The organism is Herbaspirillum sp. NPDC087042 (assembly GCF_044745245.1).
Taxonomy (GTDB): Bacteria; Pseudomonadota; Gammaproteobacteria; order Burkholderiales; family Burkholderiaceae_D; genus Herbaspirillum.
Genome location: NZ_JBIUZW010000005.1, coordinates 86345 through 98838 on the forward strand (window position 1 = coordinate 86345; position 12494 = coordinate 98838).

12 protein-coding genes and 1 pseudogene are annotated in these 12494 nt (G+C 65.4%); 10 read left to right on the plus strand and 3 right to left on the minus strand.

The window, feature by feature from the left end:
* Positions 1-33: 33 nt before the first annotated feature.
* Complete coding sequence (locus tag ACIPHN_RS09015) at positions 34-909, minus strand: LysR family transcriptional regulator (protein WP_400435377.1); 876 nt, start codon at positions 907-909, stop codon at positions 34-36.
* Between the two features lie 103 nt (positions 910-1012).
* Between ACIPHN_RS09015 and ACIPHN_RS09020 the strand changes: the two genes are divergently transcribed.
* The 4 genes from ACIPHN_RS09020 to ACIPHN_RS09035 all read left to right on the plus strand — a co-directional run bounded on the left by ACIPHN_RS09020 (position 1013) and on the right by ACIPHN_RS09035 (position 3509).
* Positions 1013-1945: an NADP-dependent oxidoreductase gene (locus tag ACIPHN_RS09020; protein ID WP_400435379.1), complete on the plus strand. Its 933-nt coding sequence runs from the start codon at positions 1013-1015 to the stop codon at positions 1943-1945.
* A 113-nt stretch (positions 1946-2058) separates the two neighbouring features.
* Complete coding sequence (locus ACIPHN_RS09025; protein WP_400435381.1) at positions 2059-2652, plus strand: TetR/AcrR family transcriptional regulator; 594 nt, start codon at positions 2059-2061, stop codon at positions 2650-2652.
* A gap of 142 nt (positions 2653-2794) precedes the next feature.
* Positions 2795-3295 (plus strand): hypothetical protein, encoded by a 501-nt coding sequence (locus ACIPHN_RS09030; protein ID WP_400435383.1) that lies wholly within the window; start codon positions 2795-2797, stop codon positions 3293-3295.
* A gap of 10 nt (positions 3296-3305) precedes the next feature.
* Positions 3306-3509, plus strand: a complete 204-nt coding sequence (locus tag ACIPHN_RS09035; RefSeq protein WP_400435385.1) for a hypothetical protein — start codon at positions 3306-3308, stop codon at positions 3507-3509.
* 14 nt (positions 3510-3523) lie between these two features.
* Here ACIPHN_RS09035 and ACIPHN_RS09040 read toward each other — a convergent pair whose 3' ends face one another.
* Together ACIPHN_RS09040 and ACIPHN_RS09045 are read right to left on the minus strand one after the other, a co-directional pair.
* Entirely contained in the window at positions 3524-4429 is a 906-nt protein-coding gene (locus tag ACIPHN_RS09040) for a carbohydrate kinase (protein WP_400435387.1), read from the minus strand.
* A gap of 51 nt (positions 4430-4480) precedes the next feature.
* Positions 4481-5443, minus strand: coding sequence for a sugar-binding transcriptional regulator (locus ACIPHN_RS09045; protein ID WP_400435389.1), 963 nt, complete (start codon positions 5441-5443; stop codon positions 4481-4483).
* 314 nt (positions 5444-5757) lie between these two features.
* Between ACIPHN_RS09045 and ACIPHN_RS09050 the strand changes: the two genes are divergently transcribed.
* The 6 genes and pseudogenes from ACIPHN_RS09050 (at position 5758) to dalD (ending at position 12444) form a co-directional block, all read left to right on the plus strand.
* Positions 5758-7113, plus strand: a complete 1356-nt coding sequence (locus ACIPHN_RS09050; protein ID WP_400435391.1) for an ABC transporter substrate-binding protein — start codon at positions 5758-5760, stop codon at positions 7111-7113.
* Positions 7114-7291: 178 nt separating this feature from the next.
* Positions 7292-8230, plus strand: coding sequence for a carbohydrate ABC transporter permease (locus ACIPHN_RS09055; protein WP_400435697.1), 939 nt, complete (start codon positions 7292-7294; stop codon positions 8228-8230).
* A 50-nt stretch (positions 8231-8280) separates the two neighbouring features.
* Positions 8281-9042 (plus strand): annotated as a pseudogene (locus ACIPHN_RS09060) (carbohydrate ABC transporter permease); the annotation flags it as partial.
* Positions 9042-9770 carry an HAD family hydrolase gene (locus ACIPHN_RS09065; protein WP_400435393.1) on the plus strand — a complete coding sequence of 243 codons (729 nt, stop codon included), beginning with the start codon at positions 9042-9044 and terminating at the stop codon, positions 9768-9770. The pseudogene ACIPHN_RS09060 and the gene ACIPHN_RS09065, both read left to right, overlap by 1 nt.
* Before the next feature lie 72 nt (positions 9771-9842).
* Positions 9843-10967 (plus strand): ABC transporter ATP-binding protein, encoded by a 1125-nt coding sequence (locus ACIPHN_RS09070; RefSeq protein ID WP_400435395.1) that lies wholly within the window; start codon positions 9843-9845, stop codon positions 10965-10967.
* Between the two features lie 43 nt (positions 10968-11010).
* Entirely contained in the window at positions 11011-12444 is a 1434-nt protein-coding gene (gene dalD / locus ACIPHN_RS09075) for a D-arabinitol 4-dehydrogenase (RefSeq protein WP_400435397.1), read from the plus strand.
* Positions 12445-12494: the final 50 nt, after the last annotated feature.

Here is a 12494-nt window from a genome sequence, read left to right on the forward strand (position 1 = left end):
TGGATTCTACGTCAATCAGGCGGCTGCCCGGCGTTACACGATGAAACGTCCATCCGGATACTGCGCGCAGAGGAAGTCAACGAAGGCCCTGACCTTGGGGCTTTGCAGGCGCCGCGAGGTATGCAGCACCCACAGCTCCACCTCGTCGCCCAGCTTGCCCCAGCTCTTCAGTTGCCCGGATCCGACCAGCGCACCCGCCAGCGACCACGGCAGCAGGCCGGCGCCGGCACCGGCACAGAGGGCATCCCTGACCATCATCAACGAGGACAGGCGCAGCACCGGCTGTGGTGCGATGAGCAGGCGGCCCTCGCGCAGCGACCACAGGTCGCCGTCGCGGTAGGTCGGCATTACCACGGCCGGGACCGCATGCGTCTTGCCGGCGCGCGCGCGTGGCGGCGCCAAGGTGGGTGCCGCCACCAGCGCCAGGCTGTCGCGGGCGAAGCAGCGGCCGACCAGGTTGCTGTCGTCGTCGGGGTTGATACGGATACACAGGTCGAAATGCTCCTGCACCGGATCCACCATCCTGTCCTCGGCCACGACTTCCACCTCGACTTGCGGATACTGCAGCCGGAACAGCGCCACCAGCCGGCCCAGCGCCAGTTGCGAAAACACCAGCGGTGCGGCAATGCGCAGGCGGCCACGCGGGGCGGCGCTGCCTTCGCGGGCCTGGGTCATGGCTTCCTCGATCTCGCGCAGCGGTCCCTCGCTACGCTGCAGCAACAAGCGGCCCGCGTCGGTGAGCGCCAGCTTCTGCGCGCCGCGCTCGACCAGGCGTACGCCCAGCTCTTCTTCCAGGTCGGCCACGCGACGCGACAGGGTGGCCTTCGCACGTCCGCTCTCGCGGCTGGCGCGGCCGAAGCTGCCATGGGCGGCCACCAGGTGGAAATCCATCAGGGCATTGATATCCATGCTGTCTCAATAATGATCCGGTGTATCTCGATTTTATGGTCTGTGTTCCGAAGATGGAACCCATTATCGTTCGTTACATCAACCACCCGAAAGGAGTTTCATCATGAAGTCGATTCGTTCCCTGCAACTGATGCAATACGGCGGCCCGGAATCGGTCCGCATCGCGTCCATCGCAGCGCCCGAGGCCGGTCCAGGCCAGGTGCTGGTGCGCGTACATGCGGCCGGTATCAACGGCCTGGACTGGAAGTTGCGCGAAGGCTACGTCAGGGATGCCTTCCCCCTGGCCTTGCCCGCCGTGCTCGGCATCGAGCTGGCCGGCGTGGTGGAGGAGGTGGGGGCCGGTGTCACGCACCTGGTCAAGGGCGACCGCGTGATGGGAGCGCTGGGTGGCCTGGGTGCCTATGCCGATCTGGTGGCGGTCGATGCCGGCAAGCTGGCCACCGTACCGGCGGCCATGAGCATGGTGCAGGCGGCGGCCTTGCCGGTGGCAGCGGTGTCGGCATGGCAGAGCCTGCACCTGGCTGGACCGATTCGTCCCGGCCAGCGCATCCTGGTCCACGGCGCGGCCGGTGGCCTGGGGGGCTTTGCGGTGCAGTTCGCCCATCAGGCTGGCGCGCAGGTGTTCGCGACGGCCCGGCATGCACACTTCGATTACCTGCACGGACTGGGCGCCGACCATGTGATCGACTACGAGAACGGCCAGTTCGAGGCGGTGGTCAAGGAGATCGACCTGGTGCTGGACTATGTCGGCGGCGACACGCTGGCGCGCTCCTGGTCCGTCCTGGCGGCCGATGGTGCCATCGTCGGCACGTCCTCGCCGGCGATCCTGGAGGCCACCCCGCCGGGCCGGCGCGGCTTGTGGTTCATGAACCAGCCGGATGCCGAGCGCTTGCGCATCATCGCCGAGGCAGTAGCACAGGGGCGTCTGCAGTCGCAGGTCACTGCGGTGCTGCCCTTCGCGGAGCTGCCGGCGGCCATCGAGCGCAACCGGACGCAGTCGCAGGTGGGCAAGACGGTGGTGGATTTCAGCCGCTGATGGAGGACGGGCATGCCCGCCACCATGATTGCCTGCCGGCAAATGTCGTGCCATGAAACAACGGTGGCGGTAGGGGACTTGATTGGCTACCTACTAAAAGGTAGACTGCCGGCATGACGACCGCCACCACCGCCACCACCACCACCACCTCCGAGAAAATCCTCCAGTGCGCCCAGACGCTGATCGTCGCGGGCGGCTACAACGGGTTCAGCTATGCCGACATCGCCAAGGTCGTCGGTATCCGCAATGCCAGCATCCACCATCATTTCCCCAGCAAGGCGCAGCTGGTGCAGACGCTGGTGCAGCAGTATCGCGCGGCGGCGCAGAACGGGATCGCCGAGATGGAACGCAATATCGCCGACCCGGTCCGCAAGCTCCAGGCCTATGCCGGCTATTGGGAAGGCTGTCTGGTCAATCCGGATTCCTCGTTCTGCGTCTGTGCCATGCTGGCCGCGGAAATGCCGCTGTTGCCCGAGGAAATCGCGGTGGAGGTGCGGGCGCATTTCATGATGTTCGCCAACTGGTTGACGTCGGTGCTTGAAGACGGCAGCAAGCAGGGGCGCATCCGCCTCACCCAGGCGCCGCGTCGCGAGGCCGAGCTGATCCTGGCGACGGTACATGGCGCCATGCTATCGGCCCGCGCCTATGGCGATGCGAAGATGTTCGCTGTCATCATCAGGCCGGTACTGGATCGCCTGGCGGCGTAAGGGCCGGGAAGGAAAGGGCGTGCATCTTGCGCGCCCCTTTTTTTGATCGTGTTGACTACCTACTAGTAGGTATTTTTTGTGCCAGGCTCCCCGTCGGACCGATGGGGGCCCGATTTCGTTACTCTTGATAAAGGAAATGGTCATGTTCGGTATCTCTCCCCTGGGCTGGATTCACACGCTGGGCAGCCTGCCGGCGATTCCGCTGGCGCTCTACATGCTGGCCCGTCATGGGCGCATCCGTCCGCGTTCCCTGCCGGGGCGCTTCTATCTCGCCAGCATGCTGGTGGGGGCCTTTACGGTCTTCCTGGTGGCGCATCAGCCCATCAGCAAGGGCATTGCCGTGGTGACGCTGGCTTGCCTGGCGCTGGGCTATGCCGCCGGGCGCATTCCCGGCCTGGGGCGCGTGGCGGTTTACCTGGAGACGCTCTGCCTGTCCGTGTCGGTGTTCCTGCTGATGGTGCCGACCGTGTCGGAAACCCTGCGTCGTGTGCCGGACGGCAAGCCCTTCGTGACCGACCTGAAATCCCCGCTCCTGCTGGGCGCCCAGGGCTTCTTGCTGGCCCTGCTGGTGGTAGGCGTGGCGGCGCAGCTGATCTATCTGCGCAAGCGCGCCCGGGCCGGTGCGGGCGTATCGCCGGCGTAAGGAGACCGTCATGGCGACACGGGTGGTGACGCCGGTCAGGCCGGTCGATCCGGTGGGGGCGGTGCGGCGGGTGGAGCGCGGGTCGATCTACTTTCGCCATCTTGACTTGTGGCGGCTCCAGTCCAGTCTGCAGGCCGCCGAGCGACGCCGCCAGGCTGCCTCTGAGGGCACGGACACGAGTTTTGCGCGGCTGCTGCCGAAGCAGGGCCGCTAGCTTGTCCCGGGCAATCAGCCGCGCTTGATCATGGCCTGTACTTCGTCCCAGGTGGCGGCATAGGCGCCGGCCTTGGAGGCGGCAATCGCCGCACCGGCGGCGGCGCATTGCAGGTGTGTCTGGGGCGGTGCGTCCGGCTGGCGCAACTGGCTGGCGATCCAGCCCCCCATGGAGGCGTCGCCGCAGCCGACCGTATCGACCACTTCCACGCGGTAAGCGGCTTGTTCGATGACTTGCTCGCCCCTGATCCAGCGCATGCCCTGGGCGCCCAGCGTGTAGAGGATCTCGGCCTGCGGGGCCAGCGCCTGCAGGGTGGCCAGGGCATTGCCGTCGCCGGGGAAGAGGCGTTCCAGGTCTTCGTCCGACACCTTGACGTAGTGCGACAGCGCCAGCAACTGTTTCAACAGGATGCGGTAGGAGGGGCTGTCCATGAGCTTGCGCCAGTTCGGATCGAAGGCGATTTTCTTGTTGCGCAGGGCCGCTTCCTGCGCGACCTGCAGCAGCCGTGAGGCCAGCGGTTCGCGCGCCAGGCTGATGCAGCCGAAGTGCAGGATACGGGCTTCCTCCATCCAGCCGGCGGGCAGGCGCTGCACATCGAAATGCAGGTCGGCGCTGTCATCGCCGATGAAGAAGTAGTCGGGTGGCGTGGTCGACGTGACCATGGCCAGCAGCGGCGCCTTGGCGTGCTGCTGGGTGAAGCGCATGTCCAGTCCGGCCTCCTGTGCCAGCCGGTAGAGCTCGTCGCCGAAGAGGTCGGTGCTGACGCTGCCGGCATAGCCGGTGGCCACGCCCAGGCGGGCAGCGGCGCGCGCCACGTTCCAGCAGGCGCCGCCGGCGATGGCGCGCCATTGGCCATCGGGTTGGCGGATGAAGTCGGTCAGGGCTTCGCCAAAGACGACGAAGGCGGCGGGCTGGTTCATGCGGGTCTCCATGGGGGATGTCTTGTATTGGCGGATGCGGGAAGGGGCGGGCTAGTCTTGCAAGGCGTGGCGGGCGCAGACTTCGTCAGTCACCAGGCCGGTCAGCCAGCCGCCGCGCAAGGCGGCGCGCACCGCGTGGGCCTTCTTGCTGCCACCGGAGAAGGCAATCACCGGGCGCGCCGGCTGGGGCGTCAGGGGTGGCGTGGTCACGCGGGGCGACAGCGAGGACTGCAGCATCGCGCCACGGGCATCGAAGGCATGGCAGATCATCTCGCCCACCGCGCCCAGTCGCTGCAGTTCGGCCACTTCGGCATCGTCGATGAAACCGTCTTCGTGCATCGCTCCCTGCAGGGCGATGGTGCCGATGCCCAGGAAGGTGATGTCGGCGCGCTCGGCCAGGCCTGTCACGATCTTGTAGGCGCGGTGGTTACACCATTGGCGCCGGTCCTGTTCGTTCTCGGCCACGCGCGGCGCGGGCAGCAGGTAGAAGCGGGCACTCAGCTTCTCGGCAGCCTGCAGGGCCACGTCATAGCGGTTGGCCGAACCGTCCGAGGCGAAGGCGCCGATCATCGAGACGATCTGGTGCTGCGGCCTTTCCATTTCACTGATGCGCTCGATGGCGGCCTTGAGCGTACGGCCCGAGCCGACGTTGACCACCAGCGGCTGTTCGGAACTCAGATATTGCTCCATCAGCTCGGCACCGGCCACGGCCAGCATCTGCTGCACCTCCTGCGATTCATTGGGATTGGCCGCGCCGCCGGCGCCCGGCACCACGCGGCAGACCTCCAGGCCGTAACGTTCCTGCAGTCCCTGCGCCAGCTCCAGGCAAGACGAGACCGGGTGGGTGATCTGCACCTTCACCAGATTGGCGTCGGCGGCATAGGCCACCATGCGCTGCGCCATCTGGCGCGAGATGCCGAGCCGCTCGGCGATTTCATTCTGGGTATTGCCGGCCACGTAGTACATCCAGGCGGCGCGTGCCGCCAGGTCCAGTTTGGATGCGCTGCTAGACATGTTCTCCTCGCCAGCGGCCTGCGGAGCGCCTCCGCGAGCCGGCTTGTGTTGTATCTGTGATTGCTGTTGTGATGGATTGCGCTTCAGGGACGCCATTTTACGGCGTGTTGCTTCCTGCATTATTCATAAATCCGGGCATTTGCTCAATCGAATTGCAAATGCTTGACAAGAATTCGGCAATCGCTGATTATTTGCTCACAAAAACAATATTTGCTCAAAAAACCGGCCCAACCGGCACGTGCAAAAACGGCCTCGCCCAGGCGTGGTCGTCGAGGGGGAACGTGCATGGCGGCACATAACATTCGGAGACAAGCATGCCCACATTCGCGCCCACCAGTGCGTCCAGCTTCACGCGCGTCCGTATCACCCTGGCCGCTGCGGCCGTATCTGCCCTGTTCCTGTCCAGCCTGGCGCACGCCGAGCAGGTCACGCTCAATATCGCGTCCATCAACAATCCCGACATGATCGAACTGCAGAAGCTGGCACCGCAGTTCGAGAAGGCCAATCCCGACATCAAGCTGCGCTGGGTCACGATGGAAGAGAGCGTGCTGCGCCAGCGCCTGACCACCGATATCGCCACCAACAGCGGCCAGTTCGACCTGATGACCATCGGTGCGTATGAAGCGCCGATCTGGGCCAAGAAGGGCTGGCTGGCACCGATGAGCGGCCTGCCGGCCGACTACGACGAAGCCGACCTGATCAAGCCGGTGCGCGAAGGACTGACGGTGGAGGGCAAGCTCTATGCGCTGCCGTTCTACGCCGAAAGCTCGATGACCTATTACCGCAAGGACCTGTTCGAGCAGAAGAAGCTCACCATGCCCGAGCGCCCGACCTGGGACGAGATCGCCAAGCTGGCCGCGCAACTGCATGACCCGGCCAAGGGCGTCTATGGCATCTGCCTGCGCGGTCGCGCCGGCTGGGGCGAGAACATGGCCATCATCACCACCATGGCCAATGCCTGGGGTGGCCGCTGGTTCGACGAGCAATGGCAGCCGCAGCTGTCCTCGCCGGAGTGGAAGAAGTCGGTCGCCTTCTATGTCGACCTGATGCGCAAGTACGGCCCGCCGGGCGCCAGCTCCAATGGCTTCAATGAAAACCTGGTGCTGTTCTCCAGCGGCAAGTGCGGCATGTGGGTCGATGCCACGGTGGCCGCCGGCATGCTCTACCACGGCAAGGATTCCAAGGTCGCCGACAAGACCGCCTTCGCGCCGTCGCCGATGCAGGCCACTGACAAGGGTTCGCACTGGTTGTGGATCTGGTCGCTGGCGGTGCCGAAGTCCTCCAAGTCGCCGGAAGCGGCCAAGAAGTTCGCCGCCTGGGCCACCTCCAAGGAGTACATCAACCTGGTCGCCAAGGATTCCGGCTGGGCGCTGGTGCCGCCGGGTACCCGCAGCTCCACCTATGCCTCGGCCGACTACAAGAAGGTCTCGCCCTTCTCTGACTTCGTGCTCGATGCCATCCAGACGGCAGACGCCAACAAGCCCACTGTGAAGCCGGTGCCTTATACCGGTGTGCAGTTCGCCACCATTCCCGAGTTCCAGTCCATCGGCACCGTGACCGGCCAGGCCATCGCCGGTGCACTGGCCGGCAAGACCAGCTCGGACGCGGCCCTGGATGCGGCTCAGGCACAGGCGGTGCGCATGATGCGTCAAGGTCGCTACATCAAGTAAGACCGTCATTGCAGGACTGCGCGGCGAACGAGTTCCGGTTCGCCCGCGCAGCTTCACGTCATCCTGTTGTCGTGTTTTCCGACGACCTCGGCGCCTTGGCGCCCGAGGCCGTCACCCCTGAATTGCCGAGGCTGTCATGTCCACGACCCACTCCACCCATCCGCCTAGCCCGCCGACCATGATGCACAGTTCCTCTTCTTCCGGTGCGCGCCCGCAAGACGGTGCCCAGCCCCGGCCAGCGCCGCAGCGCTTCAATCCCATCCGGCTGATGCAGGCGCCGTCGGTGCTGATCCTGCTGGCCTGGATGATCGTGCCGCTGGCGATGACGATCTATTTCTCCGTCAACCGCTACAACCTGATGGCGCCCGACCAGACCGGTTTCGTCGGCCTGGAAAACTATGAATTCCTGCTGCAGGATCCGGCCTTCTGGCCCTCCATCGGCAATACAGCGCTGTTGATCGGCTCGGTGCTGGCCATCAGCGTCATCGGCGGCACCCTCCTGGCGGTGCTGTTCGACCAGCCCTTCCGTGGCCGCGGCATCGCGCGCCTGCTGGTCATCGGCCCCTTCTTCGTGATGCCCACGGTGGCCGCGCTGATCTGGAAGAACATGATCATGCATCCGGTCTACGGCATGCTGGCCTTCGTCATGCGTCACCTGGGGCTGGAACCGATCGACTGGCTGGCCGAGTATCCGATGCTGTCGGTGATCATCATCGTGGCCTGGCAGTGGATTCCCTTCGCCTTCCTGATCCTGTTGACCGCGCTGCAGTCGCTGGACAGCGACCAGAAGGAAGCCGCGCAGCTCGATGGCGCCGGCCCGGTACGCATCTTCTTCTACATCGTGCTGCCGCACCTGAAGCGTGCCATCACGGTGGTCATCATGATCGAGACCATTTTCCTGCTCTCGGTGTTTGCCGAGATCTTCACCACCACCGCCGGCGGCCCCGGTACGGCCACTACCAACCTGACCTTCCTAGTCTACGCCATCGGCCTGCAGCAGTTCGATATCGGCATCGCCTCGGCTGGCGGCATCTTCGCCGTGGTGCTGGCCAATATCGTGTCCTTCTTCCTGGTGCGTATGCTGGCCCGGAACCTCAAGGGAGCCAACGAAAAATGAACGACCACAAGAAAAGCCCCCTGTGGGTGGCGCTGCTGGGCTGGACCTGCGCCATCATCCTGTTCTTCCCCATCTTCTGGGTCGCGGTCACGGCCTTCAAGACCGAGCAGCAGGCCTATGTGCCTTCGCTGGTGTTCCTGCCCACGCTGGATACCTTCCGCGAGGTCTTCAGCCGCAGCAACTACCTGGCCTATGTGCAGAATTCGCTGATCGTCTCGCTCGGCTCAACCCTGCTGAGCCTGGTGCTGGCGGTGCCGGCGGCCTATTCGATGGCCTTCTTCCCCACCGGCCGTACGCAAAAGCTCCTGCTGTGGATGCTCTCCACCAAGATGATGCCGGCCGTGGGCGTGCTGGTGCCGATCTACCTGCTGGCCAAGAACACCGGCATGCTCGATACGGTCACGGGCCTGACCATCATCTACACATTGATCAACCTGCCCATCGCGGTGTGGATGGCCTTCACCTACTTCAATGACGTTCCCAAGGAAATCCTGGAAGCGGCCCGCATCGATGGTGCCAATGCCTGGCAGGAAATGATTTACCTGCTCCTGCCCACCGCCATGCCGGGGCTGGCCTCGACCGCCTTGCTGCTGGTCATCCTGTCCTGGAACGAGGCCTTCTGGAGCCTGAACCTGACCAGCGTCAACGCGGCGCCGCTGACGGTCTTCATCGCCTCCTATTCCAATCCGGAAGGGCTGTTCTGGGCCAAGCTGTCGGCCGCCTCGCTGCTGGCCATCGCACCCATCATGGCACTGGGCTGGCTGGCGCAGAAACAGCTGGTGCGCGGCCTGACCTTCGGCGCGGTGAAGTGATGATGACCCGTCAGGCGATCACCCACCTGGTCTGCGATTGCGACGGCGTGCTGCTCGACAGCGAGAGCATCGCGCTGGCGGTACTGCATCGCGAACTGCTGCCGCTGTTGCCGGCCTGGCCCGATGCCGACGAGGCGCCGCATGTGCTGGAACAGCGCAGCCAGGTGTTGCACGACGCCATCGCCAACCGCCTGGGCATGTACACCGACGTACTGCTCTCGGAGGTGGACATGGAGTTCGAACTGGGCATGGAAGCCACACAGATGGAGCGCATCCATGCCACGGTCGCGCTGGCCTGCAGCGAGCAGGCGCAACCGGTGCCGGGCATCGTTGATGCCTTGCAGGCTATCCGTCTGCCGCGCGCGGTGGCCAGCAACAGCGATGCCCCGCGCATCGAGGCTGGCCTGCGTCGCTGCGGCTTGTATCCACAGTTTGCCGGGCGCATTTACAGCGCCCATGCCGTGGCCAGGCCCAAGCCCGCCCCCGATGTCTACCTGGCGGCGGCGGCCGGTTTCGGCGTCGATCCGGCGCGCTGCGTGGCGGTCGATGACAGCGTCACCGGCGTGCGCGCGGCGGCAGCAGCAGGCATGCACGTGCTGGGATTTACCGGTGTGGCGCATGACCGCAAGGCGATGGCGCGGCGCCTGCGCGAAGCCGGCGCGCATCAGGTATTCGAGGACATGAAGCAGTTCCCGCAACTGATCAGCGAATTGATCTGGCTGCGCTAGCGAGGACTGCGCTGCACACCGGCGCAGTACCTACACCACGCCACACCACAACAAGACCCCTAGGAGACAGACATGGCAGCAGTGAGCATCAGGAACCTGGCCAAGCGCTACGACGACAACGAAGTCATGCGCAACATCAACCTGGAGATCGAGGACGGCGAGTTCGTCGTCTTCGTCGGCCCGTCGGGCTGCGGCAAGTCGACCCTGCTGCGCATGATCGCGGGCCTGGAAGAGATCAGCGATGGCGACCTCGACATCGGCACCCGTCGCATGAACGAGGTGCCTGCCTCCAAGCGTGGCGTGGCCATGGTGTTCCAGTCCTACGCGCTGTATCCACACATGAGCCTGTACGACAACATGGCCTTTGGCCTGAAGATCGCCGGCAAGTCCAAGGCCGAGATCGACGCCGCCGTGCAGCACGCCGCCAAGATCCTGCACATCGACCATCTGCTGGACCGCAAGCCGCGCGCGCTCTCCGGCGGCCAGCGCCAGCGCGTGGCCATCGGTCGCGCCATCACGCGGCAGCCCAGCGTGTTCCTCTTCGATGAACCGCTCTCCAACCTCGATGCCGCCCTGCGCGTGAAGATGCGCCTGGAGTTCGCCAAGCTGCATGACGACCTCAAGACCACCATGATCTACGTGACCCACGACCAGATCGAGGCCATGACCCTGGCCGACAAGATCGTGGTGCTCTCGGAAGGCCGCATCGAACAGGTCGGTTCGCCCCAGACCCTGTATCACCATCCGGCCAACCGCTTCGTGGCCGGCTTCATCGGTTCGCCCAAGATGAACTTCATCGATGGCAGCGTGGTGGCGGTACAGGCCGATGGCGTGCAGGTGCAATTGCACGGTGGCGGCACCCAATGGGCGGCGGTGGATGGCAGCACCCTGCAGCCCGGCCAGAAGGTGACGCTGGGCGTGCGCCCCGAGCACCTCAACATCGCCCAGGGCCAGGCGGCCTTGCAGGCGCGCTGCTCGGCGCTGGAGTTGCTGGGCGATTTCTCCTACCTCTATGCCGCCTACGAAGGTGCCGACGATGCCCTCATCCTGCGCGTGCCCGACAGCCTCGACGCGCCGCATGGAACGGTGATCGGCCTGGCCGCGGATCCGGCGCGCTGCCATCTGTTCGACCAGGAGGGACGGGCTTTGCCGCGCCTGGCATCGAGCGTGGCCGCACCCGGTGGCCGTCAGCATTGAGCCCTGGCTCCACAGAATTCAACGTCATCGACAAGGACACGGCATGACCCGCATTGCCTCCCCCCAAGACCAGGACGTCGCCGATAGCCTGACCTGGCTGCACATCGGCGCCGGCTCTTTCCACCGCGCCCACCAGGCGGTCTATCTGAATGCCCTGCGCGAGAGTGGCGCCGACCGCCGCTGGCAACTGGCGCTGGCCAACATCCGCGCCGACATGAGCCCGCTGCTCGATGCCCTGGCGCGCCAGCAGGGCCAGTACACGCTGGAGACCGTCACGCCCGAAGGCCAGCGCAGCTACCAGCGCATCGGCGCCATCGGCCGCATCCTGCCCTGGGACGAACAGCTCACGCAGCTGATCGCCGCCGGTGCCGAGGAGCGCACCCGCATCATCTCCTTCACGGTCACCGAGGGCGGCTACTACCTGGACCACCAGTACCAGCTCGATACCGCCAATGCCGACCTGGCCGGCGACCTGCGCTGCGCGCTCGATGGCAGCGGTGCGCCGCGCACCATCTACGGCGCCATCGCCGCCATCCTGCAGGCGCGCAGCCAGGCGCATTCGCAGGCGGCGCTGACGCTGCTGAACTGCGACAACCTGCGTCACAACGGCGAGCGCTTCCGCGATGGCCTGCGCCAGTTCCTGGTGCTGCGCGGCGAGACGGCGCTGGTGGCCTGGATGGAGGCCTATACCACCAGCCCCAATGCCATGGTCGACCGCATCACGCCGCGCCCCACGCCCGCTGTGGCCGAGCGCGTGAAGCAGGCCACCGGCGTCGACGATCCCTGCGCGCTGATGGGCGAGTCCTTCATCCAGTGGGTGATCGAGGATGACTTCAAGGCCGGTCGTCCGCGCCTGGAAGCCGCCGGCGTGGAAATGGTGGCCTCGGTGTTGCCCTACGAAGAGGCCAAGATCCGCATCCTCAATGCCAGCCATAGCTGCATCGCCTGGGCCGGTACGCTGGCCGGCCTGCAATACATCCACGAGGGCACGTTGCGCGCAGACATCCGCCAGATGGCGTACGACTACGTCACCCAGGATGTCATCGCCTGCCTCACGCCCAGTCCGATCGACCTGGCGGCCTATCGCGATACCACGCTGGCGCGCTTCTCCAACCCGGCCATCCAGGATACCAACCAGCGCGTGGCCGCCGATGGCTATTCCAAGATTCCAGGTTTCATCCGCCCGACCCTGCAGGAGAGTCTCGCGGCCGGGCGCATGCCACATGCGACGGCGATGCTGCCGGCGCTGTTCCTGGTGTTCCTGCAGCGCTGGAACGAAGGCCGCTTGCCCTACGAATACCAGGATGGCATCTTCGATCCTGCCGCGGTGCGCACCATGCTTGCAGCGGCCGATCCGGTGCAGGCCTACTGCGAGGACGCGGTGCTGTGGGGCGAGCTGGCCGGCGACCCGCGCCTGGTGGAGCTCATCCGTACGGCGCTGCAGAAGCTGCATCAATGGCTGGGCCAGGCCCGCTAAAGCCGCCCGTGGTGAGGCAAGGCGGCATAGAATGGCCGTTCAAAAACGAT